This is a genomic window from Pseudobythopirellula maris (assembly GCF_007859945.1).
Lineage (GTDB): Bacteria > Planctomycetota > Planctomycetia > Pirellulales > Lacipirellulaceae > Pseudobythopirellula > Pseudobythopirellula maris.
Map to the genome: position 1 here is coordinate 208,236 of NZ_SJPQ01000003.1, position 24,543 is coordinate 232,778.

The 24,543-nt window shown below is 67.8% G+C and carries 22 protein-coding genes; 17 read left to right on the plus strand and 5 right to left on the minus strand.

The genetic code is table 11. The features are described from left to right. Nucleotides 1-66 precede the first annotated feature (66 nt). On the plus strand, nt 67-1,011 hold the full coding sequence (locus tag Mal64_RS13685) for a BadF/BadG/BcrA/BcrD ATPase family protein (RefSeq protein WP_146401192.1): 945 nt from the start codon (nt 67-69) through the stop codon (nt 1,009-1,011). Between the two features lie 66 nt (nt 1,012-1,077). On the opposite strand, the gene Mal64_RS13690 is transcribed toward Mal64_RS13685, so the two are convergent. Continuing rightward, nucleotides 1,078-2,142 (minus strand): anhydro-N-acetylmuramic acid kinase, encoded by a 1,065-nt coding sequence (locus Mal64_RS13690; RefSeq protein WP_146401194.1) that lies wholly within the window; start codon nt 2,140-2,142, stop codon nt 1,078-1,080. A gap of 286 nt (nt 2,143-2,428) precedes the next feature. On the opposite strand from Mal64_RS13690, the gene Mal64_RS13695 reads away from it, so the two are divergent. The 15 genes from Mal64_RS13695 (at nt 2,429) to Mal64_RS13765 (ending at nt 19,268) form a co-directional block, all read left to right on the plus strand. Continuing rightward, nucleotides 2,429-3,658, plus strand: coding sequence for an AraC family transcriptional regulator (locus tag Mal64_RS13695; protein WP_146401196.1), 1,230 nt, complete (start codon nt 2,429-2,431; stop codon nt 3,656-3,658). 64 nt (nt 3,659-3,722) lie between these two features. Further along, a complete protein-coding gene (locus Mal64_RS13700; RefSeq protein WP_146401198.1) occupies nt 3,723-5,414 on the plus strand; it encodes a M14 family zinc carboxypeptidase in 1,692 nt (563 codons plus the stop codon). 29 nt (nt 5,415-5,443) lie between these two features. Then, entirely contained in the window at nt 5,444-6,268 is an 825-nt protein-coding gene (locus Mal64_RS19890) for a nucleoside recognition domain-containing protein (RefSeq protein WP_197525757.1), read from the plus strand. Further along, entirely contained in the window at nt 6,268-6,834 is a 567-nt protein-coding gene (locus Mal64_RS13710; RefSeq protein WP_146401200.1) for a spore maturation protein, read from the plus strand. Before Mal64_RS19890 ends, Mal64_RS13710 begins: the two co-directional genes overlap by 1 nt. A gap of 94 nt (nt 6,835-6,928) precedes the next feature. Beyond that, entirely contained in the window at nt 6,929-7,894 is a 966-nt protein-coding gene (locus Mal64_RS13715; protein WP_146401202.1) for a S66 peptidase family protein, read from the plus strand. Nucleotides 7,895-8,006: 112 nt separating this feature from the next. Beyond that, nucleotides 8,007-9,095, plus strand: a complete 1,089-nt coding sequence (locus Mal64_RS13720) for a DUF1611 domain-containing protein (protein WP_146401204.1) — start codon at nt 8,007-8,009, stop codon at nt 9,093-9,095. A gap of 95 nt (nt 9,096-9,190) precedes the next feature. Next, on the plus strand, nt 9,191-10,243 hold the full coding sequence (locus tag Mal64_RS13725) for a dipeptide epimerase (RefSeq protein WP_231993743.1): 1,053 nt from the start codon (nt 9,191-9,193) through the stop codon (nt 10,241-10,243). A 20-nt stretch (nt 10,244-10,263) separates the two neighbouring features. After that, nucleotides 10,264-12,351 carry a serine hydrolase gene (locus Mal64_RS13730; protein WP_146401207.1) on the plus strand — a complete coding sequence of 696 codons (2,088 nt, stop codon included), beginning with the start codon at nt 10,264-10,266 and terminating at the stop codon, nt 12,349-12,351. Nucleotides 12,352-12,355: 4 nt separating this feature from the next. Then, nucleotides 12,356-13,606, plus strand: a complete 1,251-nt coding sequence (locus Mal64_RS13735) for a dipeptidase (RefSeq protein ID WP_197525758.1) — start codon at nt 12,356-12,358, stop codon at nt 13,604-13,606. A 14-nt stretch (nt 13,607-13,620) separates the two neighbouring features. Further along, nucleotides 13,621-14,709 carry a S66 peptidase family protein gene (locus tag Mal64_RS13740; protein ID WP_197525759.1) on the plus strand — a complete coding sequence of 363 codons (1,089 nt, stop codon included), beginning with the start codon at nt 13,621-13,623 and terminating at the stop codon, nt 14,707-14,709. A gap of 206 nt (nt 14,710-14,915) precedes the next feature. Then, nucleotides 14,916-15,725, plus strand: coding sequence for a DUF1338 domain-containing protein (locus tag Mal64_RS13745; RefSeq protein ID WP_146401211.1), 810 nt, complete (start codon nt 14,916-14,918; stop codon nt 15,723-15,725). Beyond that, a complete protein-coding gene (locus tag Mal64_RS13750) occupies nt 15,722-16,843 on the plus strand; it encodes a saccharopine dehydrogenase family protein (RefSeq protein ID WP_146401213.1) in 1,122 nt (373 codons plus the stop codon). Before Mal64_RS13745 ends, Mal64_RS13750 begins: the two co-directional genes overlap by 4 nt. Nucleotides 16,844-16,941: 98 nt before the next feature. Continuing rightward, the gene (amaB, locus tag Mal64_RS13755) at nt 16,942-18,477 is read left to right on the plus strand and encodes an L-piperidine-6-carboxylate dehydrogenase (RefSeq protein WP_146401215.1); all 1,536 of its coding nucleotides are present in this window, start codon (nt 16,942-16,944) and stop codon (nt 18,475-18,477) included. A gap of 186 nt (nt 18,478-18,663) precedes the next feature. After that, complete coding sequence (locus Mal64_RS13760; RefSeq protein WP_146401217.1) at nt 18,664-18,939, plus strand: hypothetical protein; 276 nt, start codon at nt 18,664-18,666, stop codon at nt 18,937-18,939. Next, nucleotides 18,936-19,268, plus strand: coding sequence for a type II toxin-antitoxin system RelE/ParE family toxin (locus tag Mal64_RS13765; RefSeq protein ID WP_146401219.1), 333 nt, complete (start codon nt 18,936-18,938; stop codon nt 19,266-19,268). The genes Mal64_RS13760 and Mal64_RS13765 overlap by 4 nt, the downstream gene beginning before the upstream one ends. A gap of 155 nt (nt 19,269-19,423) precedes the next feature. Here the strand turns inward: Mal64_RS13765 and Mal64_RS13770 are convergent, their stop codons facing one another. The 3 genes from Mal64_RS13770 to Mal64_RS13780 form a co-directional block, all read right to left on the minus strand. After that, nucleotides 19,424-19,876: a hypothetical protein gene (locus Mal64_RS13770; protein ID WP_197525760.1), complete on the minus strand. Its 453-nt coding sequence runs from the start codon at nt 19,874-19,876 to the stop codon at nt 19,424-19,426. Nucleotides 19,877-20,139: 263 nt separating this feature from the next. Then, a complete protein-coding gene (locus Mal64_RS13775; RefSeq protein ID WP_231993745.1) occupies nt 20,140-20,769 on the minus strand; it encodes a superoxide dismutase family protein in 630 nt (209 codons plus the stop codon). A 67-nt stretch (nt 20,770-20,836) separates the two neighbouring features. Continuing rightward, nucleotides 20,837-21,733 (minus strand): SDR family oxidoreductase, encoded by an 897-nt coding sequence (locus tag Mal64_RS13780; RefSeq protein WP_146401221.1) that lies wholly within the window; start codon nt 21,731-21,733, stop codon nt 20,837-20,839. A gap of 446 nt (nt 21,734-22,179) precedes the next feature. Here Mal64_RS13780 and Mal64_RS13785 point away from each other — a divergent pair, with 446 nt between their 5' ends. Beyond that, nucleotides 22,180-23,208, plus strand: a complete 1,029-nt coding sequence (locus Mal64_RS13785) for a DUF1559 domain-containing protein (protein ID WP_197525761.1) — start codon at nt 22,180-22,182, stop codon at nt 23,206-23,208. 106 nt (nt 23,209-23,314) lie between these two features. Here the strand turns inward: Mal64_RS13785 and Mal64_RS13790 are convergent, their stop codons facing one another. Beyond that, nucleotides 23,315-24,520: an acyltransferase family protein gene (locus Mal64_RS13790; protein WP_146401226.1), complete on the minus strand. Its 1,206-nt coding sequence runs from the start codon at nt 24,518-24,520 to the stop codon at nt 23,315-23,317. Between the last annotated feature and the right edge of the window lie 23 nt (nt 24,521-24,543).

The following is a 24,543-nucleotide window of genomic DNA, read 5'->3' on the forward strand; positions in this document are numbered from 1 at the left end:
CCCAGCGCGGGGCCGCGACGGCGCGCCCGCCCCAGCCACGCGGCCACCCAACCCCGCCCACCGAGCATGCCCAGCCCCACGGTCGGCGACGCCCCCCCGCTGCTGATCGGCGTTGACGCCGGCGGCACCAAAACCTTGGCCACGATCGCCCAGCCGGGCGAACGCGGGCTCTTCTGCGTTCTCGGCCAAGGGCTGGCTGGCTCCGGCAACCCGCTCAGCGCCGGCGTCCCTCAGGCGGTCGACGCCATCGGCTCGGCGATCCGCGACGCCCGGGCGTCGGCCGGCATCGGCGCCGCGCCCGCCCAAGTCGCCGTGATCGCCGTGGCGGGCGCCGCGAACGATGCGGTGCGCAAAGAGGTCGCCTGGCAGGCCGAGCGCGCCGGCTTCGCCGAGCGCTGCACGATCGAATCCGACGCCACACCGCTGCTTGCGGTGGCCGCCCCCGAGGGGCCTTGTGTCGGACTGATCTCCGGAACCGGCTCGGTCGCCATTGCACGCAACGCCGATGGCGAGATCCTCCGCCGCGGCGGCTGGGGCTACCTGCTCGGCGACGAAGGTAGCGGCTACGCGATCGGCCGCGCGACGCTCCGCGCGGTGCTCGGCCAGACGGCGGGAGAAGAGCTCGTGCGGGCCGCTTGCCGTGCGATCGGCGCCGACACGCCCGCCGACTTGCCCCGCACCGTCCACCAGTCTCCTCAGCCGCACCGCTTGGTCGCCTCGTCGGCGCGTTGCGCGTTGGAGCTGGCCGCCGCGGGCGAGCCCTCGGCCAAGGCGATCGCCGAGCAAGCCGCCGCCGCACTGGCGGGCTTGCTGAAAGAGGCCGAGCAGGCGGCGGGGATCGCGGGCGGCTCGCACCCGGTGGTTGTTTCGGGGAGCGTTCTGCTGGGGAGCCGGCTCTTGCGAGAAACGGTCTGCCGGCTGGCCGGCGTGTCGACCGAACGGCTCCGCCAGGCGCACGACGCCACGGTCGGCTGCCTGCGCATCGCTGCCACGCGGCTCGAAACGTCTTGAGCCTCGCGGCGTGACGGCCCTGAATCACCCGCTAACGCAGGCGAGGAAGATTCACGCTTGGGCGTGTCAGCCGGTGATGGCGCCGCCGCACACGGCCGTCGTGCAGCCCGTGGTTTCGGGGATCGTCAGCGGCAGTCCGAGCGAGTGACGCACGGCGAGCCAGGCGAAGCACTCGGCCTCGAGCGTGTCGGGGCTGAGGCCCCGTTCTTCGACGCTGCGTACAAACTTGAAGCTGTCGCCGAGCATGCGCATGATCACCGGGTGGTGCACGCCGCCGCCGGTCACCCACAGCGTCTCGGGCCACTCGGGGAGCTTCTTGACCGCGTCGACCACGGCGCGCACCGTGACGGCGCAGAGCGTCGCGGCGCCGTCTTCGACCGAGAGGGTCGACACGTCGACGTGATCAAAGTCGTACCGGTCCGCCGACTTGGGGAGCTTCTTGCGGAAGAAGGGCGAGCTCAACGCGTTGCGTAAGATCGCCTCGTTCACTGAACCGCGCAGAGCGAGTTGGCCGTCGCGGTCGTGCGGCATGTCCGCCATCTCTTGCACCCACTCGTCGAGCAGGCCGCAACCGGGGCCCGTGTCGCCCGCGATGATGCGCCCCTCGCCGCCGAGCCAAGTGACGTTCGCCACGCCGCCCAGATTGAGCACGGCAACGGGCCGTGGCTCGGAGTCGAAGATCGCCGAGTGGAACATCGACACCAGGGGCGCCCCCTGGCCTTCGTTCGCGATGTCGTTGCGCCGGAAGTCCGAGACCACCGGCAAGCCGGTGCGGTTGGCCAGCAACCACGGGTTGCCGATCTGCAGCGTGATCTGCTCGTTCGGCACGTGGCGGATCGTGTGACCATGGAACCCCACCAGCTTGGGCGGGTGGTCCTTGTCGCCATGCTTCTCGCGCAGCTTCTCGATGGCTTGGGCGTGGTAGAGCGTGATGTCGCGCTCCAGGCGCAGCAGCTCGGTGATCGGGATGTCGTGCTGCGACGCCTCGAGCAAACGCCAGCGCATCTCGCTCGAGTAGTGCAGCGTGATCCCGCCGCAGAATTCGATTCGTGATTCTCCGTCGGTGCGCAAAAGCGCCGCGTCGACTCCGTCAGCCGAAGTCCCGCTCATGAGCCCGATCGCGTTGACCATACGCCGCGACAAAACCGCTCCCCCTTGCTACTAGGTCCCAAAGACCCTCGCAGCGTGTGCTATAAGGTATTTGACTTCAATGACTTAGGGGGTAATCCGCAAAGTCCCCTGGGGAATTTACCCCATCAAGCAAATCTAAGATACTATCTACTTGAAAGCGCATTAAGCTGGCAATCCACCTTACCATATATTCTGGCCTCACGCCCCTTGGAACGGAAGCCACAGCCGATTTGGCCCATGCGTGATTGCTAGCCGGGATCTCTCCTTTACGTACAGTGCTTCGGAAATGGCCGCCAACACCAACGGAGAAACGCCGCGCCGCACCGAATTCTTCAACAAGGATTCGCGGCAGATCGCCGTGCTGATCGAGACCGACACCTCGGTCGGCTGCAGCGTTATCCGTGGCATCGCCAATTACGCCAAGCAAGTGGGCGACTGGCACCTGCTGATCGACCCCCGCGACCACGAGCACCGCTCGGCGTTGCCCGACGGCTGGAACGGCGACGGCATCATCGCCGGCATCTCCTCGCGGCTGCAGTTCAAGCAGGTCAACGCCCGCAACACCCCGCTGGTGAACGTGGACGATCGCTTCGAAGACCTGCCCGGCATGGCGTCGGTCGTCACGGACGAGAACGCGCTCGCCGAGCTGGCGCTCTCGCACCTGTTGGACCGCGGCTTCCGGCACTTCGGCTACTTCGCCCCGCCGAGCACGCAGTACTCCAAGAAACGGGGCCAGGCGTTCATCACCGCCGTGCAGCAAGCCGGTCACAAGTGCAACGAGTACCGCCCGGGCTACCGCGCAGGACGCAAGATCAGCTGGGGCGAGCAGCAGCGGCGTGTGACCCGCTGGCTCCGCTCGCTCGAGCAGCCGGTGGCCGTGCTGGCCGTCGACTCGCTCCACGCCCGCCAGCTCTCGGAGATCTGCCACGCCACCGGCATCCGCGTGCCGGACGACATCGCGATCTTGGCCGGCGACACGAACGAGCTGTTCTGCGAGGTCTCGACCCCGCCGCTCTCGAGCGTGATCGTGGCGAGCGAGAAGATCGGCCATGACGCCGCCGAGCTGCTCGACCGCATGATGGGTGGCGAGTCGCCCCCGGACGAGGTGATCCGCGTCAAGCCGCGCGGCATCACGAGCCGGCAGTCGACCGACCTGCTGGCGATCGACGACCCGGCGATCGTTGACGCCTTGTGGTTCATCCGCAAGCACGCCCACCGCGGCATCGTGGTGGGCGACATCTTGCGCGAGGTCCCGATCTCGCGCCGCTACCTCGAGATCCAATTCCAGAAGTACCTGGGGCGCTCGCCCGGTCGCGAGATCCGCCGCGTCCAACTAGAGCGCGGCAAGGAGCTGCTCGGGCGGCAGGAGCTTTCGATCACCGAGATCGCGACCGCCTGCGGGTTCGCCAACTCGACGCGCTTCGGCGTGGCGTTTAAGAAATACACGCTCAAAACGCCTTACCGCTACCGCGAGGAACTCCTGGCGGGCCAGAAGATCGCGCCGGTTAGCATCTAGCCGCGGAGCGGCCGCTAGCGGGACAGCTCCTACGAAATCGTTCGCCCCCAAGCTCCCGCACGCGATGCTCTCCCCCGACGACCTGGTCAGCTACAACCGCTTCGTGCGCCCCGACGGCGGCTGGGCGCCCGACGACCTAGCACGCTGCCTCGCTGAGCTCGAGCCGCGTTCGCCGGCGGGCGCGTGGAGCGTGATCGGCCGGTCGCGCGAGGGGCGTGAGATCCGACAGGTCACCTTGGGCGACGGCCCCCAGCGGGTGCTCGCCTGGTCGCAGATGCACGGCGACGAGCCGACGCACACAACCGTGCTGCTCAACCTGATCGACTTCCTCTTGCGCGGCGAGCACGCCGCGGCGCGGGAGATCCTGAGCAACTGCACGCTCGGGCTGATCCTGATGCTCAACCCCGACGGCTCGCTCCGCCGCCAGCGGCCGAACGCCGACGGCGTGGACATCAACCGCGACGCCCGCCGCTTCGCCACACCCGAGGGGCGCGCGCTACGCGACGCCGTGCGCGATTTCACGCCGCGGTTCGGTTTCAACCTGCACAACCAACGGCGGCGCCGCCGGCTGGCCGACCGGGCGGCGCCGGCGTCGATCTCGCTGCTCGTCCCGCCGGTCGACACGCCCAACACCGCCACCGAGGCGACCCGCGCGGCGGCTCAAGTGGCGGCGGCGATCAAGCTGGCGACCGCGCCGCACACCGACGGCCGCATCTCGCGGTTCGGGGCCGATTACATGCCGCGCGCGTTCGGCGAGTGGGTGCAGAACCAGGGGGTCGCCACCGTGCTGATCGAGGCGGGCGGTTGGCCCGGGCACGACGTGGCGGCGCTCGAGCACGCCCACCTGCACGCCTTCGCGGCCGGGCTCGAATCGATCGCCACGGGCGCCTGCCTCGACGCCGACCCCCAAGAGTACGAAACGCTGCAACGCTCCAGCGACGGCGACCTGTTCGACCTGCTCATCACCAACGCGCGGTTGCTCGAGGACGACGACGCCACGCAGCGCGTCGACCTCGGTGTCGGGCTGCCGCACTTCACCGCGATGCTCGACGATCGGACCGGCGGACGGATTGAAGAAGTCGGCGACCTCGCCGAGCAAGGCGCCTTCGAGACGCTCGACGCGGCCGGCGGGCTCGGCCTACCGGGCCGGATCGCCGTGGTGGCCGGCGACGATGGCGACTTGCCGAGCGATGAGCAGCTTATCGCTGCGGCTCGCCAGGGCGTCACGACCGCCGTGGCGCCGTTCGACCCCAGCAAGCCGGCCGCGCGCGAATCTTTCCTGCAGCGTCTCGAGCAATCGGCGCCTCCGATCGATGTCGTCCCGGTGCTCCTCGCCGATCGGGGCGAGCCGACCGCCGAGCAGATCGACTTTGCCCACGAATTAAGGCTTTGGGCGATCGTGGGGGAGACCGACGCGCAGCCTCACGCCTCAACGCTCAAGATCGACCGCCAGACGCTCGATTCGTGGTCGCTTGCCGCGTGTGACTCGCCGAGCGAGTGGCGTAGCGAAACCGCCCGCCGGGCGGCGCTGCTCGGCCTGAACGACCGCGATGTGGTCGGCCTAGACAAGGCCGCCTACCTGGTCGTAGCTGCGCTGGACGGAGAACAGCCCGCGCGGATTGCGGCCTTACGGGCGGTCGTTGTGGCGGGTACTTTGGTTTCGAGAGACGCTTCGGCTGAGGCGCCCGCCAACGAGCGACGCTGGTCGGGCAGTTGGCTCCGCCGCGACGTCTCGCCCCGCAAGACTAGAACCTAAAGCACAGGCTAGAACACCGGGAGAGCGTTTTGCTGAATCGCATCTGGTTCTGGTTGCTGGTGATCGGCGTAGGCTACGGCCTCGCCAAAGGAACCGCCCAGAGCGTGTTCGGCCCGGCATCGGAGTGGGGCTGGGTCCAGGCGGCCGGCCTCGACGACCCTCCCGCAGGCGACCCGCCCCTCGACGCCGAGGCGTTAGCCGCCCAGCAACTGCCGGTCAACGACTCGCCCCTCGCGCCGCTGCAAGACGCCGGCAAGGAGCTCACCGAGGCGGCCCTCGAGGGGGCGACCGTGTCGGTCGAGATCTGCCTGGGTCTGATCGGCGTGATGGCGCTTTGGCTCGGCATGCTCGCCGTGGCCCGCGACGCCGGCATGGTCGACGGGCTGGCCTGGCTCTTGCGGCCGGTCATGCGGTGGCTCTTCCCCGACGTGCCCGACGGCCACCCGGCCCAAGGCTCGATCTTGATGAACATGTCAGCCAACATGCTGGGCCTCGACAACGCGGCCACGCCGTTCGGCTTGCAGGCGATGCGCGACCTGCAGACGCTCAACCCGCACAAGGAGACGGCCACCAACGCGATGGCCACGTTCTTGGCGATCAACACCAGCAGCGTGACGCTGATCCCCTCGACGATCATCGCCCTGCGCGTGACCCAGGGGAGCGAGAACCCCGCCTCGCCGCTGTTCGGCATGCTGCTCGCCACGATCGCCAGCACGATCGTGGCGATCTTCACGGTGCGGTTCCTGTCGCGGCTGCCGCAGTTCGCAGCCCCGCCGGCGGACGAACCGGCCGGAGACGATTCAGCCGAAGGCGACGCCTCGCAAGCCGCTTCGAACGAAGGGGAGGACGCCTGATGGAATCGTTCCGCGAAATCTCCGAGACGTTCAGCCAGTGGACCATCCCCGCGGCGCTGCTGCTGATCGTGCTGGTCGCCGCTTGGCGCCGCCGCCCGATGTACGAGGAGTTCGTCACCGGGGCGAAAGAAGGGTTCAATGTGGCGGTGATGATCATCCCGTACCTCGTGGCGATCTTGTTCGTCATCAAGGTCTTCCTGGCGAGCGGCATGTTCGACGACGTGAAGTGGGGCGCCCGCTTCGTCGCCCGCACGGCGGGCGTTTCCGAGGACTTTGTCGAAGGCCTCGACCTGCTGCCGCTCGCGCTCACTAGGCCGCTCACCGGCAGCGGCGCCCGCGGCGTGCTGGTTCAGGTGTACGACGAGCACGGCACGGACAGCTTCATCGGCCAGACCGCCACGCTGATGATGGGGAGCACCGAGACAACCTTCTACATCCTGAGCGTCTATTTCGGCGCCGTGCAAATCAAACGCTTCCGCCACACGCTGCCGGCCTGTCTGATCGCCGACATCTGCGGACTGATCGCCGCGGTGGCGATCGGCTGCATGCTCTTCGGCGGGAGTTGAGCCAGGCGACGGGCTTCTAGGCGACGGGCTTCCAGACGATCGGCGGCTAAGCAGCGACCCCAGGCGCGCGTCGCGAGCCAAGACGAGACCAACCATGAACTGCAAACCGCCCCCTGCCCTCCGCCAGGGCGACACGATCTCGCTCGTCGCGCCGGCCAGCTCGCCCCGGCCGGAGCAACTGGCCGCCGCCGTGGCGGCGATCCACGCGGCCGGCTACCGCACCAAGACTTACCGCGACGTCTGCCAGAGCGTCGACTACCTCGCCGGCACGGACGAGGAGCGGGCCGATGAGCTGCAGCAAGCGCTCGCCGACCCGGAGACCGCCGCCGTGTTCGCCGTGCGCGGCGGCTACGGCGTGGCGCGGCTGCTGGACCTGCTCGACTACGCGGCGCTCTCCGAGCAGCCGAAGATCGTGGCGGGCTACAGCGACATCACGGCGTTGCACGCTGCGCTGATGGCGCGTTGCGGCTGGATGGCGTTCCACTCGCCCAACGCCATCGACCTGGCCCCCGAACAGGGGCACGGCCCCTCGACCGAGAGCTTGTGGCGTTTGATCACTCGCTCGGCGGCGCCGGCGACACTCGCTTCGGCCGACGACTGGCCCGCGATGCGGGCGCTGGTCGGCGGCGCCGCGCGGGGCCCGCTCGTGGGGGGCAACCTGGCGGTGCTCATGGGTCTCGTGGCCACGCCCTACGAGCTGGCGACCGAGGGGAGCGTTTTCTTCTTTGAAGACACCGGCGAGGCGCCCCACCGCATCGATCGCCTGCTCGCGCAGCTCTCGCTGTCGGGCAAACTCGCTCAGGTGGCCGCCGTGGCCGTCGGCCACCTGAGCGACACCGGCGAAGAGCTCGGCGCCGACCGAGACGCCGAAAACGCCTTCGGTTTCCCCCCGATCATCGAGCGGGTGCTCGAGCGTTATCTGGCGCCGCTCGGCGTGCCGGTGCTTGTCGGTTTGCCGGTCGGTCACGAGGCGCCAAACCTCGCTTTGCCCCAGGGCGCCGAGGTCGAACTCGACGCCGACGCGGGGCGTCTCGTGCTGGTCGAGCCGTGCGTCGTTTGAATTGCGCGGAACCGTGATAGACTTGCGCAGCCGACGCCTTCGTGGCGCGCCACGCCCGAGTAGAATCCGATTTAGCCGACCATTGGTCACAGACAGATCGAAGCCCAACGCGATGAGCCAAAACAGCACGCCCGTATCGAAGCGACGGATCGTTATCCTGACCGAGGGCCACACCGAACCGGTGCCGGCCAAGACCGCCACCTGCATCCTCCGCTACCGTGGCGACGAGGCCGTGGCGGTCTTCGATCGCGAGCAGGCGGGCAAGACGGCGGGCGAGTTGCTCGGCGTCGGCGGCGACACGCCGATCATCGGCGACCTGGCCCAGGCCGAGGGCGCCGACACGCTGCTGGTGGGCATCGCCCCTCCCGGCGGCCGGGCGCCCGCCGAGTGGAAGCCGATCTTGCTCGACGCGATCGCGCGCGGCATGAAGATCGTCTCGGGCCTGCACGACTTCTTGGGCGACGACCCCGAGCTGGCCGAGGCCGCCAAGAAGCACGGCGTCGAGATCCACGACGTCCGCAAGAACAACGAACGCGACGTCGCCTCGCGTCAGGGCGTCCGTGAGGATTGCCTGCGGGTGCTAACAATCGGCAACGACTGCTCGGTCGGCAAGATGCTCACCGCGCTGGAGATCACCAACGCCATGAAACGCCGCGGCGCCGACGCGAAGTTCGTCGCCACCGGCCAGACCGGCATCATGGTCGAGGGCGACGGCGTGCCGATCGACTGCGTGGTCTCCGACTTCCTCAACGGCGCGGTCGAGAAGCTCGTGCTCGGCAACCAGCACCACGACACGCTGATCATCGAGGGGCAGGCTACCATCACCCACCCACGCTACTCCTGCGTGTCGTCCGGCCTGGTGCACGGGGCGATGCCGCACGGCATGGTGCTCGTGTACGAGATGGGCCGCGACACCGTGATGGGCATGTCCCCGCTGCAAGTCCCTTCGCTCGAAGACACGATCGAGGCGTACGAGCGGTTCGCCGGCCTGGCGATGCCGTCACGCGTGGTCGCGGTGGCGATGAACAGCCGCCGCTTCACGGACGACGAGGCCCAGGCCGAGCGCGAGCGGGTCAGCGAGCGTTTGGGCCTGCCGGTGGCCGACCCCATCCGCCACGGCTGCGACGACCTGGTCGACGCGATCGAGCGGCTGCGCGGCGAGGTGATTCCGGCGGCGGCCACGGCGACCGCAACGGGGTAACGACCGCCCCGCCCTGCGTGGGTCCGATCCGAACGGCAGAGATTTTACGACACAGGCGTAACCCTCCACACGCCACCCGATAAGAGAACGACCGAGTGATCGAGCTCAGCTGCCAATCCTTCGACCTGCCGCTCAAGCACGAATTTACGATCGCGCGCTCTTCGACCTCGGTGCAGCCGACGCTGGTCGTGCAGCTCGGCGAAGAGGGCGCCTACGGCTACGGCGAGGCGACAACCAACGACTACTACGGCGTGACGCTGGAGAACATGACCGAGGCGCTCGACCGCGTGCGGCCGCTGCTGGCCGATTCGACGGCGCGCGACCCCGAGTCGCTGCTGGCCGAGGCGGCCGCCCGTTTGGCCGACATGCCGTTCGCGTTGTGCGCGCTCGACTGCGCTGTGCACGACTTGTGGGGCAAGCTCGCCGGCGAACCGCTGCACCGGCTCTGGGGGCTTTCGACCGAGGACGCCCCGCTCTCCGACTTCACGATCGGCATCGACAAGGTGTCGGTCATGGTCGACAAGATCCGCGAGGCGCCCGGCTGGCCGATCTACAAGATCAAGCTCGGCACGCCGCACGACGACCTGGCGATCATCCGCGCGCTCCGCGAGGAGACCGACGCCGTGTTCCGTGTCGACGCCAACTGCGGGTGGACCGTCAGCCAAGCGATCGAGCTGTCGCACGCCCTGCGCGACCACGGCGTGGAGTTCATCGAGCAGCCGCTGCCCGCCGACGACGTCGACGGCGCCGCGCGGCTCTTCGCCGAGTCTGCCCTGCCGGTGATCGCCGACGAGAGCTGCGTGGTCGAGAGCGACGTGGAGCGGTGCGAGGGCTTGTTCCACGGCGTGAACATCAAGCTGGTGAAGTGCGGCGGCCTGGCGCCGGCGCGGCGGATGATCACCACGGCCCGCCGGCTCGGCCTGAGCGTGATGGCCGGCTGCATGACCGAGTCGACCGTCGGCATCTCGGCGATCGCCCAGCTGCTGCCGCTCTTGGACCACGTCGACATGGACGGCGCCGAGTTGATCTCCAAAGACATCGCCACGGGGGCGCGGCTCGACAAGGGCCGCTGCGTGTTCCCCACGAGCCCCGGGCTGGGAGTCGCGTTGATCGACGGCCCGCTGACGGCTCAAGAGCCCGTTTCCTAGCCCCGCAGAGAGCCTTCCCCATGACGCCACTCACCGCGCGCACCCTCCTGACGGTGCTGTTGATCTCGGCGGCAGCAGCCGTGTCGCCCGCCCGGGGCGAGCCGGCCGGCGGCGACGCCCAAGCCGCCGATTCCGCCGACCAAGAGAACCCGAAGAGCGACCTCGAAAAGATCCTCCGCCCGCTGCTCGAGGGGCACCGCGGCGTGGTCACGGCGGCCGTTAAGCACCTCGGCACCGGCGAGTCGTTCACGCACGAGGCCGACCGCCCGATGCCGACGGCCAGCCTCATCAAGCTGCCGCTCATGGTCGCCGCCTACGAGGCGATCGACCGCGGCGAAACTGCCCTCGACCACAAGATCACGCTCCGTGAAGAGGACAAGGTCCCCGGGTCCGGCGTGCTGACGCCGCACATCGGCGCCGGCGCCGAGATCACGCTGGCCGACGCCATCCAGCTGATGATCGCCTTCTCGGACAACACGGCCACGAACCTGGTGATCGATCAGGTCGGCCTCGGCGCCACGACCGAGTTGATGGAAGGCCTCGGCCTCCACAACACGAAGCTCAACGCCAAGGTCTTCCGCCGCGACACCTCGATCAACCCCGAGGGGAGCCGCGCCTACGGCCTCGGCAGCACGACGGCGGCGGAGATCCTCAGCCTGGTCGAGATGCTGCACGCCCGCGAGCTGGTCTCGCCCGCGGCGAGCGACGCGATGCTCGAGCGGCTGTTCGCGTGCCAAGACCGCGGCAAGCTCTGCCGCTACCTGCCCGAAGAGACGCGCGTGGCGCACAAGGGCGGCTCGGTCTCGGCCAGCCGCTGCGACGCCGGCTTGATGGAAACTCCGGCCGGCCCGATCGCGCTGGCGATCTTCACCACCGACAACGAGGACCGCAGCTGGGGCGATGAGAACGAGGCGGAGCTGCTGGCCGGCGAGTTCGGTCGGGTCGTCTACCAGCACTTCAACAACCCCGACGACAAGCCGGTGGCGATCACGGCGCGGGTGCTGTCGATCGGCGCCGACGGCCTGCTCGTCGAGTCGCTGCAGCGGACGCTCAACGCCAGCATGGACCCCAGCCCGCTGATCGGGGTCGACGGCGACTTCGGGCCGAACACCGAGAAAGCGGTCAAGCGGTTCCAGGCCGAGAACGGGCTCGAGTCCGACGGCCGCGTCGACGCCGCCACCTGGCGGGCGCTCGGCCCGCTGCTGACCGAAGACGACCCCGCCCCGGCGCCCGAGGTGGTCAACAGCACGGTCGAAGAACGCAAGCCGGCCGACCCGCTCGACGGCCCGCCGCTGGTGACCTGTGCGGCGTACGCCATCGCCGACGCCGACACGGGCGAGTTCTTGTGGGGCAAGGACGAGAACGTGGTGCGCGACCCGGCGAGCATCACCAAGCTGATGCCCGCCCTGCTGGTGGTCGCTTACGCCGAGGAGAACCCCGCGGTGCTGGACGAGGTGGTCACTTACAGCAAACGGGCGGACGAGACGTCGGGCTCGACCTCGGCGGTCCGCGCGGGCGAGCAGCTCTCGCTGCGTGAAACGCTCTACGGGCTGATGCTCCCCTCGGGCAACGACGCCTCGGTCGCGATCGCCGAGCACCTGGGCGATCGGCTCGCCCCCGAGGGCTTCGACCCCGAGGCGCCGGCCTACGACAAGTTCGTCGCGGCGATGAACGCCAAGGCGGCCGAGCTCGGCATGAAGGACACCGGCTACAAGAACACCCACGGCCTGACGGACGACGGCCACGTGACCACTGCGGCCGACATGCTGTTGATCGCCAAGGAAGCCTGGTCGTACCCGTTGATGCGCAAAGTCGTCGGCACGCGGGTGCACGGCTGCACGCTCTCTTCGGTCGACGGCTACCAGCGCAACGTCATCTGGAAGAACTCGAACCGGCTGCTCGGGTTCGAGGGCTTCGACGGGCTGAAGACCGGCACGACCACGCCGGCGGGCGCCTGCCTGGTCTCGACCGGCGAGCGCGACGGGCGGCGGCTGTTTGTCGTCACGCTCGGCTCGGCCTCGACCGCCTCGCGCTACGTCGACTCGCGCAACCTGTACCGCTGGGCCTGGTCGCAGCTCGGGGCGTCGTCTCAGCAAGGAGCGGAGTGAAGCCATGCGACTCGCAGCCGTCATGCTGACAATCGGACTTCTTGCTTCCGGCGCCGGCAGCGCGCTCGCCGCCGACGGCGGTGGCGACGGCGAGCCGATCGTGCTCACCGACCACGCCCGCGAGCTGCACCGCTCGTCGCTGCTGATCGACGGGCACAACGACCTGCCGTGGGAGCTCCGCAAGAAGGGTTCGGCCGATTTCACGAAGCTCGACATCGCGCTGCCGCAGCCGGGGCTGCAGACCGACATCCCCCGCCTGCACGAGGGGGGCATGGGGGCCCAGTTCTGGAGCGTGTGGGTGCCGGTCGACACCGCCAAGCGCGGCGCCGCGCTGCAGACCACGCTCGAGCAGATCGAGCTCGTGAAGCTGATGCTCGCGCGTTACCCCAACGACTTCGAGTTGGCGCTCACCACCGACGACATCGAGCGGATCCACGCCTCGGGCAAGATCGCCTCGCTGATCGGCGTGGAGGGGGGGCACTGCATTGAGGACTCGCTCGCCGTGCTCCGCCGCCTGTACGGCTTCGGCGCCCGCTACATGACGCTCACCCACAGCCGCTCGCTCAGCTGGGCCGACTCGGGCACCGACGACCCGGTGAGCGGCGGGCTGAACGCATTCGGCGAGGAGGTCGTCCGCGAGATGAACCGGCTCGGCATGATGGTCGACATCTCGCACGTTTCCATCAACGTGATGAAGCAAGCGATCGCGCTCTCCGAGGCGCCGGTCATCTTCTCGCACTCCTCGTGCCGGGCGATCGCCGAGCACCCCCGCAACGTGCCCGACGAGGTGCTCGCCCTGCTGCCCGAGAAGGACGGCGTGGTGATGATCAACTTCTTCTCGGCGTTCGTCGTCCCCGAGGCCTCCCAGATCAACGCGCGGCGGCTCGAGTACGAGCTCGAGATGGAGGCCAAGCACGGCGACGACCAGCAGGCGATCGACAGCGCTGTGAGAAAATGGAACGACCAGCACCCCTACCCGAACGGCACGATCCACCACGTTCTCGACCACATCGAGCACGTGATCAAAGTCGCCGGCGTCGACCACGTCGGCCTCGGCTCGGACTTCGACGGCGTGAGCGTGCTGCCCGACCAGCTCGAGGGCGCCGACTGCTACCCGCTGATCACGCAAGGCCTCATCGACCGCGGCTACAGCGACGCCGACATCCAACAAGTGCTCGGCGGCAACCTGATGCGTGTGTTCCGCAAGACCGAACAGACCGCGGCCCGTTTGGCCGAGAGCGAGGGCGACGAATGAGTTTTCTATCTTCCATGCCGCGACGCACTTCGTTCGTGTTGCTCATCTGCCTAGTCGCAACCAGCGCCGCACGCGCCGAGCCGCCCACCAAGCCCAAGGGCCTGAAGCCGGGCGACACGATCGCGTTGGTCGCCCCCTGCGGCCCGCTCAACGAGGAGCGGATGACGCTCGCCGCCGAGCGCCTCACCGCGCTCGGCTACGACGTCCGCACGCCGGACGACCTGTTCCGCCGGCGGGGCTACCTGGCGGGCGACGACCAGCGTCGCGCCGACGAGCTGACCTCGGCGTTCGCCGACCCCGAGGTCGACGCGGTCTTCCCCGGCACGGGCGGCTACGGCGCCACGCGGATGCTCGACCTGGTCGACTGGGACGTCGTGGCCGCCAACCCCAAGGTGTTCATCGGCTTCAGCGACGTGACGGCCCTGCACCTGGCGATCGCCGCGAAGTGCAACTTCATCACCTTCCACACGCCGACGCCGCAGTACGGCCTCGGCTCGAAGGACGGGCTGCACCCGTTCTCGGAGCGTTACTTCTGGCGCAGCCTGCTGGCCGCGGAGAACGTCTCTGCCGAGGACGGCGGCGCGGAGGGGTTCGAGTACGAGCTGCCGGCCGACGCCCCCTCGCCCCGCACCCTGCGGCCGGGCGTCGCCACGGGGCCATTGATCGGCGGCAACCTCACGCTCGTCGCCTCGCTGATGGGCACGCCCTACGAGATCGACACCGACGGCCGCGTGCTGTTCCTCGAGGACGTCAGCGAGGCGCCTTACCGCGTCGACCGCATGCTCAGCCAGCTGAAGCTCGGCGGCAAACTCCGCGCCCCGGCGGCGGTGATCCTCTGCCGGTTCACGTACCGCGAGCCCGACAACGAGGAGGGCGACGGGGTCGCCGATGAGAAAAAGAAAAGGACGCAATCGTTCGACGAGGTCTTCGCCGACTACTTCGGCGACGCCCCGTACCCAGTGATCACCGACTTCCCGATGGGTCACGGCGTGAAGGGCCAGAAGTGGTCGCTCAACGCCACGCTGCCGGAGGGCGCCCTCGTGGAGGTCGACGCCGGCGCCAAGCGTGTCCGCCTGCTGGAAAACCCCGTGAAGCCCGATTGAGCTGTCGCCCCCGACCGAGCCGCCGCCCCTCTAGCGCCAGTGCGTAGCGGCGAGCGTCTCACGCTTCCGGCAGGCAGCCGGCTACTACAATTCCCCAGGGGCGGGCGTTCACAGCCCCGCACCCGACGGCCGGCGCCCGAGCGCCGCTCCGGCCGACGACGATTCCCACGGCTCTCTTTCGTTAGGAGTTGGAAAGAAAAAAGAAAATGGACACCACCGAATTCTTTGAAAAGTTGTGGGCCGATTACGTCGCTATGACGCCGCAGGCGGAGAAGATCCGCAAGGCGTTCGTCGACCGCGGCGAGCGTGTGGTCAACGACCACGTCGCCTTCCGCACGCTGAACCTCGCCCCGATCAACCTCGCCGCGCTCGAGCCGCACGTGCTCGCGCTGGGCTACGAGCGGTTCCAGCCGTACAGCTTCCCGGCCAAGAAGCTCAAGGCCTTCGGCTACGTCCACCCCGACCCCGAGCTGCCGCGGGTGTTCCTCTCCGAGCTGCTGGTCGAGGAGCTGTCCGACGAGGCGGGCGCCATTCTGCGGCGCTGCGCCGAGCAGGTCGACGCCTCGAAGGTGTCCGACCCGAGCGTCCTGTGGAGCGGTCGGCTGTGGGAGCCGGTCAGCTGGGCCGAGTGGCAGGCCCTGCAGGAGGAGAGCGAGTACGCCGCCTGGGTCGCGTCGCTCGGCATCCGCCCGAACCACTTCACGATCGCCGTGAACTACCTCGAGAAGTACCCCGAGGTCGAAGACGTGCTCCGCGTGGTCGAGGAGCTCGGCTACGGCGTGAACGACTCGGGCGGCCGCGTGAAGGGCAAGCCCGAGGTGCTCCTCGAGCAAGGCTCAACGATGGCCGACCGGCTGACGATGCCGTTCGCCGGCGGCGAGGAGCACGCCGTGCCGACCTGCTACTACGAGTTCGCCAAGCGTTACCCCGACGCCGAGGGCAACCTCTTCCAGGGCTTTGTGGCCGCTAGCGCCGACAAGATTTTTGAATCCACTGACGCGGGAAAAACTTCGTGAGCGACAAGAAAAAGATTGTGATCCTCGGCGCCGGCAAGATCGGCGTCGCCCTGGCGAGCCTTTTGCACAACTCGGGGCGTTACCACGTCCTGGTGGGCGACTTCTCGGAAACCGCTCTCGAGTCGATCAAGAAACGCGTGCCGGTCGAGACCGCCCAGGTCGACGTGACCGACGAGCCGGCGGTCGCCGCGTTGCTCGCCGGCAGCGACGCCGTGGTGTCGGCCTGCGCGTACGACCTCGGGCTGGGCATCGCCCGCGCGTCGCTCGAGGCGGGCGTGAGCTACTTCGACCTCACCGAGGACGTGGCCGCCACACTCGCCATCCGCGACTTGGCCGAGAAGGCGGCCGACGGGCAGATCTTCATGCCGCAATGCGGGCTGGCGCCCGGGTTCATCGGCATCCTGGCCCACGACATGTGCCGCCACTTCGACAAGCTCGACCGCGTGAAGATGCGCGTCGGCGCCCTGCCGCTCTTCCCCAACAACCGCTTCAAGTACAACCTGACCTGGTCGACCGAAGGCCTGATCAACGAGTACTGCAACCCGTGCGACGCGCTCGCCGACGGCAAGAAGGTGACCGTCCACCCGCTCGAAGGCCTCGAGCAGTTCGCTCTGGACGGCGTCACGTACGAGGCGTTCAACACCTCCGGCGGTCTCGGCACGCTCTGCGACACGCTCGAGGGCAAGGCCCAGGAGCTCGACTACAAGTCGGTCCGCTACCCCGGCCACCGCGAGCTGATGCACTTCCTGCTGCACGACCTGAAGTTCAACCAGAGGCAGAAGCTGCTCAAGGAGATCATGGAGGAGTCGGTCCCCAGCACGCCGCAAGACGTGGTGCTGATCTTCTGCGCCGTGAGCGGCTGGCGCGACGGCCGGTTGGAGCAGATCACCAACGCGCGTAAGGTCTACCACAACGAGATCCACGGCGAGCCCGCCAGCTCGATCCAGATCGTCACGGCCACGAGCATGTGCGCGGTCCTCGACCTGCACTTCTCCGGCAAGCTGCCCGCCAGCGGGTTCGTCCGCCAGGAGGACGTGGTCTTCGACGAGTACATGGCCACCGAGTTCGCCAAGCCCTACGCCGACGCCCAGCAGGTGCGCGCCCCGGTGGGAGGCTGAGAGGCGAGTCGATTTGATACGCTGGGGCGAGAGCCCCTTTGTTTCCCCTCCCCCACCGGGGGAGGGGATATTTAGCTCACAAAGGATACCCAAGCTCGATGGACCTACCGCTCAACGTCCTCCCCGCCAAAACCGACGGCCGCTTCCCCGGCCTCGCGATCGGAACCAGCTACGCCGCCGGCGCCGGCCCCGCCATCCAGCCCAAGTCGCCGATCGACGGCGCCGTGACGGCCGAGGTCGGCACGGCCTCGCCCGACGATGTCGGCAAGGCGCTCGAAGCCGCCCAGCAGGCGTTTCTCAAGTGGCGCGCCGTGCCGGCGCCGCGCCGCGGCGAGCTCGTCCGCCGCATCGGCAACCTGGTGCGTGAAAACATCGACGACCTCGCCAAGCTCGTCACGCTCGAGGCGGGCAAGATCCCGGCCGAGGCCCAAGGCGAGATCCAGGAGTGGGTCGACGTGTGCGACTTCGCCGTCGGACTGTCGCGGCAGCTCTACGGCCTGACGATCGCCAGCGAGCGGCCCGAGCACGAGCTGGTCGAGAACTGGCGCCCGTTGGGCCCGGTCGGCGTGATCTCGGCCTTCAATTTCCCGGCGGCCGTTTGGGCTTGGAACGGGATGGTCGGCCTCGTGTGCGGCGACCCCATCGTCTGGAAGCCTTCGGAGCAAACGCCGCTCATCTCGCTGGCGTGCCACGAGATGGTGCTCCGCGCCGCCGCCTCGATGGACGACGTGCCGGCCGACGTTTCGTCGGTCGTGCTCGGCGCCGCCGACGCCGGCCAGGCGTTAGCCGAGGACCCCCGCGCGAAGCTCGTCTCGGCCACCGGATCGATCCCGATGGGCCGCAAGGTGGCTCAAACGGTCGGCGCCCGCTTGGGCCGCTGCCTGCTCGAGCTCGGCGGCAACAACGGCATGATCGTCACCCCCTCTGCGGACATGGAGATGGCGGTCCGTGCGATTGTCTTCTCGGCCGTCGGCACCTGCGGCCAACGCTGCACCTCGCTGCGGCGGCTGATCGTCCACAAGAACATCGCCAACGCCATGGCCGAACGTCTCAAGAAGACCTACGCCACGCTGCCGATCGGCGACCCGACCAAGGAGGGCGTGCTCGTTGGCCCGCTCGTGGGCGAGGCGGCTTACAAGCAGATGCGCGACAGCATCGCCCAGGCCAAGGACCAGGGGGGCGAGCTCCTCTGCGGCGGCGACCGCCTCGAGTCGGGCGCGCCCGAGGGAGGCTTTTACGTCGAGCCCGCCATCGTTCGCATGCCCGCCCAAACCGAGGTGGTGCTCACCGAAACGTTCGCCCCGCTGCTCTACCTGCTGGAGTACGAGACGTTCGACGAGGCGATCGACCTGCACAACGGCGTGCCGCAGGGCCTCTCGTCGGCCATCTTCACCGGCGACATGCGCGAGGCGATGCGTTTCATCGGCCCGGCCGGCTCGGACTGCGGCCTGGCCAACGTGAACGTGGGGACGAGCGGCGCCGAGATCGGCGGCGCGTTCGGCGGCGAGAAAGAGACCGGCGGCGGCCGCGAGTCGGGCTCCGACTCGTGGAAGCAATACATGCGCCGCACGACCAGCACGATCAACCACGGCGCCGAGCTGCCGCTGGCCCAAGGGATCGTGTTTGGCGAGTGAGGTCACTCGCCTTGATCCGAATGAACCAAACTCTTGCTGCGTAGGAACAACGCTCGCTATGGGAGGCGTCGGCGACGCCTCCCATAGCCGGGCTCCTGCCGAAGATGCCCAGCTACAGCCGTTTCAGAATTTGACTGCCGGTTCGGGGGCATGGTACGCTCATAAATGAACCTCTTGAGCATTCCTATGCAGATATCTCTCCCCGACGACGCCGACCCGTTCATCCGCTCCCAAGCGGAGGCCGCCGGTTTCAAAGACGACATCGCCGCTTACGTCGTCCATCTCATCGCCGCTCAAGACCCCGATAATGACCCTCGCGGGCCTCTCTCCGAAGAGCAACTTCAAGACAGCTTGCAGCGATGCGACCGGGCAATGGCCCAGGCCCGCGCTGGCAAGGGAAAAGACCTCCGCGTCGCCATCGCCGAGATCGCCGATAAGCACGGCCTCGACCTCGATCCATGAGCTACTGGGTCGAGGTGACGCCTGAGGCTCAGGAAGAGATTGACCGCTACGTTCTCTATCTAATCAATGAGCAGCAGGCGCCCGAGACCGCGCTCCGCATGCTACATCGGATTGAGGCGGAAATCGCTTCGCTAGTGACCTTTCCACACGCGGGCTTCCGCCCCCCCGAGGATGGCCACCGAGACTATCTCATACGCTGCCGCCTCGTCGATCACAGCCTAGTTCTCTACCACGTCGACGACGATGCGAAGAAAGTCTTTGTGATCGGCTTCAGGCATGGCGCTCGTCTGCCACACCCAGAGCAGTTGCCCAAGGACCCGCCGGGTTGATGTGATCCTTTGAGTGGTGATCGTCTGGCGCCTGCGGTGGCGAGAAAGAGACCTTCGATCAGGCTCTGATTCGCTTATTACACGATTAGCACAAACGACCGCAGCACGAGCTACTACTTGCCCAAGGCTCCGTTCTGAGCATCGGCGTTACAAACTCAGCCAACCGCCTGGAGAATCTCTCTCGTGTTGGAGCGCCCCTCAGTGAGCACGTCTTGGTAGTCGCCGCGTAGCACCTTGAGAGCTTGTCGTTCGGTCTCGATCTCACGCATGGTGCGAAAACCCAGTCTTCGCAGCACCGGCAGCGGGGGGCACCAGCCTTGCACGGCGTGCTGCAACAGGAACCCCGTGACCCCCATCGACAGAATCGCCCATCGCCGGTCCTTCATCACCGCCAGCACACTGCCGGTCAGAGCGAGTGTCGCGGCGTTGGCCTCGAGAGTCCTCTCGATGTCCCATTCTTGATCGAGCTTGTGCAAGTGCTCATCGATCTCTTCTCTCGAAGCGCCGATGTGGCGAGCGATCTGTTTCTCGATCCCTCGACGGATTTCCGAGTTCACCGCTTCGCTGGTGTGCAACGGCACACGCTGGCTAGTGGATGGAATATTCATCGTATTGCCTCCTAATTGAGAGTAGAAGTTCGAGTAACAAGAGTCTCTTCGCGGGTGTGTGCGTGTCGTGCGTCATCCCCCCAGGTGATCGGGGCTCCTGCCGCGACAGCCTAACTAAGACCCAGCGGCAGTTCGGTTCCGTAGATCGGGGTTTTCCCGCGCACGATGTTGTTCGCGAACCTCACGCCACCGGCTACGCCGATTGGACTCGCCCCTAGGATGCGTGGCGCTGATTGCGTTGTCGTTGATCACGTTAGCGCTGATCACGATCCCTCGGCTAAACCGATCACGGCCAGGGCGACGCGGGGGCCGGCGGCGCCCGAGGGTTGGCTCTTGAGGTCGTCGGCGTCGCCGTGCACGACGATCGAGCGGCCGAGCACGTAGCTCAGCTTCATTTGCGGCGCCAGCACATCGACGATCGCCTCGCCCTTGTCGTTGGCCTTGATATTGCCAAAGTCACCCGCGTGACGCACGTCGTCGTGGGGCCCGCCGTGCTTTTCGCCGGACGGGTTGAAATGGCCGCCGGCCGACTTGCCGGCGGGGTCGCTCAGGTCGCCGTATTGGTGGATGTGGAAGCCGTGCTCGCCGGGCGTAAGGCCGGCGACGACCCCCGTGATCCGCAGCCCGCGGCTGGTGTCTTGCAGGCTGAGATTGCCGGAGACCTCGTTCCCGTCGGTCGCTCGGAGGATGGCGACGCCGTGCATCGGCTGGCCGATCTTCATACGCACGGATTGCGGATGTTGGTGGTCGGCCGATTTTTCCTCGGTCGCCGACCGGGTGACCTGCTGGGCGTCCGCGTCGGGAGGGGCGCAGCCGACGAGCGAGATTAAGAGCGCGCAGCCTGTGGCTAGGGCGAGGGCTGGGGCCAGGCCGTGCTGGAACATAATTTTCATCGGATTCTCCTGTTCGAGATGAGAGGGATGCGGTTGGCGGGCGTCCTTCGGAGGCGAGCGCGCCTTTCTAAAAGGGAGACCGGCCGCCCGTGGCCCCGTAGACTTCGCCCGTCACGTAGCTCGCCTCGGGCGACGCGAGCCACACGTACATCGGCGCGAGCTCGGCCGGCTGGGCGGGCCGTCCGAACACCGTGTTGGCGCCAAAGTTCTTCACCTTGTCCTCGGGCATCGTGGCGGGGATGAGCGGCGTCCAGACCGGGCCGGGCGCCACGGCGTTCACGCGAACCCCCTGCTCGATCGCTCCCTCGGCCAAGCCCTTGGTGAGCCCCACCAACGCCGACTTAGACGCCGAGTACGGCAACAGGTAAGACGAGGGCGAGTACGCCTGGATCGACACGGTGTTGATGATCGATCCGCCGCGTGGCAGGTGCTTGAGCGCCTGCTTCGACAGGTAGAAGGGGGCGTAGATGTTGGTCTTGAGGATGCGATCGAACAGCTCGCTGCTGAAATCGTCGGGCTCTTCCTCGGTCATCTGGTAGGCTGCGTTGTTGACCAGCACGGTCATCCGGCCGAATCGCTCGACGGCGGAGTCGATCAGCTCGCGGCACTTGGCCTCCTCGCGCAGGTCGCCGCGGAAGGTCACGGCTTGGCGGCCCGCGTCGCGCACCAGTCGAGCGGTCTCTTCGGCGTCGTCCTCTTCCGAGAGGTAAGCGATGCAGACGTCTGCTCCTTCACGGGCGTAGGCAATCGCCACCGCCCGGCCGATTCCGCTGTCGCCGCCGGTGATGACCGCCGCCCCGCCGGTGAGTTTGCCCGAGCCGCGATAACTCTCCTCGCCGTGGTCGGGCGTGGGGCTCATCGCACCGGTGTCGCCCGGGTAGGGCTGCGTCTGCTTCTCGAAGGGGGGCTTGGGCCCACGGTCACTGGGGTCGCCGATCGCCGTCGCGGCTTCAGGGGGGGTCATGGCCGACTCGGAAGAGTGAGTGAGGTTGCTTAGGACGGGATCGCCAACGCGGCGCGTCGAAGGCTAATCTGCAAGTTGCTTGCCAACCGTGACGATTACTCCCAATCAGCACGAATCTTCCCCTTCTTCTCGCCACGACGCTTGCAACGTTGGTCTCCCACAGTTCACCGCCCCCAAGCAGCGAGCAGCCTGCACGCCGAACGACCGCGCAACGAGACACGCCGTGTACGGCGTATCAGGCGTATCCGTTTCGTTTGACGTTAAGCCAGCAAAACGGCTGGTTATCGACCACCCCTATTAGGGCAACACGCTGTCACCCGCATGGTGCGGCGCACGCGCAAAAGCGACATCCCCATGCGCACCCCCCGGTTGCCTCGCCCTCGCCTTGCCTTGACCATGACGGTAGTCGCAAGTTGGCGACTCCCATTCCCCCGGAGCAAGAGAGCATGGTCCCCGCCGCCTTTAATCGTCGTGTCTCCCGACCCACGCGTGGCTTCACGCTGGTCGAACTGTTGGTCGTGATCGCCATCATTGGCTTGTTGGTGGCGCTGCTGCTCTCGGCCGTGCAGGCGGCGCGCGAGGCGGCCCGCCGCTCGAGCTGCCAGAACAACCTGAAGAACGACGCTCTCGCCGCCCTGCTGTACGAGGAGTCGCGCAAGGCGCTGCCCCCCGGCTCCACGGTCAACCGGGTGACCGGTCGCAACGGCCTCAGCCTGCACGTGGCGCTGCTGCCGTACGTGGAGCATGACCCGCTGAGCAAGTCGATCGACCAGCAGGTTCAGCAGTACGCCGCCACCGACTCGGAGCGCCAGCCGCAGAACGTGTACGAGCTCGACAACGTGAACGAGGTGGCGATCGAGAGCTACGTTTGCCCGAGTGACAGCGAGGTGATCGACAACCGCAACGGCGACGGCGCCTACGCCGGCACGAGCTACGCGGGCGTATCCGGGTCGGCCTCGTCGCGCAGCGCGGAAGAGGGCTTCGTCGGCGACGAGTCGGGGCTGTGCGGCGTGGTGAACTTCGACGGCGTGTTCTTCCCCGGCAGCAAGACGCGGCTCAGCCAGGTGATCGACGGCACGAGCAAGACGCTGATGCTCGGTGAGCGCTGGTACCAGCTGCGCGGCTGGGCTGTCGGCTCGTTCGTCCAGGCGTCGGCCGGGCCGCCGGACCACTACGGCCCCACGCCGGGCGCCTGCATGAGCTCGACCAAGAACGTCGACGAGCGTTACCCGCTCAACAGCGACCCCGAAGGCGTTGGCTTCTACAAAGGCCACGAGGACGACGACCGCCCGGCGGTCCCTGCGCCAGACGACAAGACCGTGTCGTTCAACAACCTGCCGTTCGGCAGCTTCCACCCCGGCGGGGCGAACTTCGCCAGGGTCGACGGCAGCGTGGCGCTGATGAACGAGAACGTCGAGCCGGCGGTGCTGGCCGCATTGGCGTCGCGCGACGGCGGCGAGCTGGAGATCGAGTAGGGCGCGCTAAGATCCCCCTCCCCATGAGGGGAGGGGGAACGCGTTCAACAGGGAAGCACTCTCCTGTGCGAACGCCCCCCTCGCCCTGATCGATGGGGGGATCACGCTACACCCGCAGCGTCCACTTCATCCGCCATAGCCCCCAGGCGATCAGCCACCAAAAGGCGACCGTGGCCAGCGCGAAGCAGAGCGAGGAGAGCTTGGGGTCGCCGATCGGGCCGGCGAAGAGTGTCTGGTAAAGCCAGCCCTTGGTGGTCGCCTCGCCGACGTGCGTCATCGACAGCAGCCGGGCGACGAGTCCCGAGCCGACGAACACCAAGATCGCGTTCACGCCGACCATCTGGAAGGCCGTCGCCGTGCTTCGCACGACCGACGACTTGGCCCCGACCAGGTCGAACACCACCAGGCAGAGCGCAAGGCACGCCGTGCCGAGCCCGCCGGTGAGTAGCACGAAACTGCTGGTCCACAGCTTCTTGTTGATCGGCATGCCGCCCAACGCGGGGTCGAGCGTGTGCCACGCCTGCCCCACCGCCGCGAGCGCAAGGCCCGCCGCCAGCAACCTGAGTGCGACGCCCATGCACAGCGACCTGCGTTGCAGGTAGCGGCCGACCATAAAGCCGATCAGCACCGTGGCGATCGACGGCAGGGTGCTGAGCAGCCCCTCGGGGTCGGTCGGCTCGCTCGTGGCGCGGGTGTACATGTGGTTGGCCCCGATGACCGCCAGGTCGACCGCCCGCACGATGTTGCCCTCCGGCGTGAGCCGCTCCTCGAAGGGCGTTTCCGTCGGTGTGAGCAGCAAGAGCGCGGCGTAGCCGACGACGAGCGCCGCGGCGGTTGCGAAGCGCAGCTTGGCTTTCCAGAGCAACACGACGGCCGCCGCGCCGAGGTACGCCAGGGCGATCCTCTGCAGCACGCCGGGCCAGCGGAGCGTGTCGAGATTCCAGCTGTCGGCGCCGCCGAGCAGGTGGCCGAAGATCCGTCCCGAGCTGTTGAGCAGCATCCCCAGCGCCAGCAGCGCCGCGACCCGCCGCCCCACGCGCAGCCACACGGCGGCGTCGACCTTGGCGCCATGCTCGTACTTGCGCAGCGAGTAGGCCATCGCCACGCCGACCATGTACAAGAAGAACGGGAAGATCAGGTCGGTCGGCGTCCAGCCGTGCCAGGTGGCGTGTCCCAGCGGCCAGTACATGGCGCTCCACGTGCCGGGGTTGTTGACCAAGATCATCGCCAAGATCGTGGCGCCGCGCATCACGTCGAGCGACAGCAGCCGGGGCGCTTTGGGGGCGGTCTTAGCGGCTTCGTTCTCGGGCATGTCGGCTTTCGATGCAGTTGGCT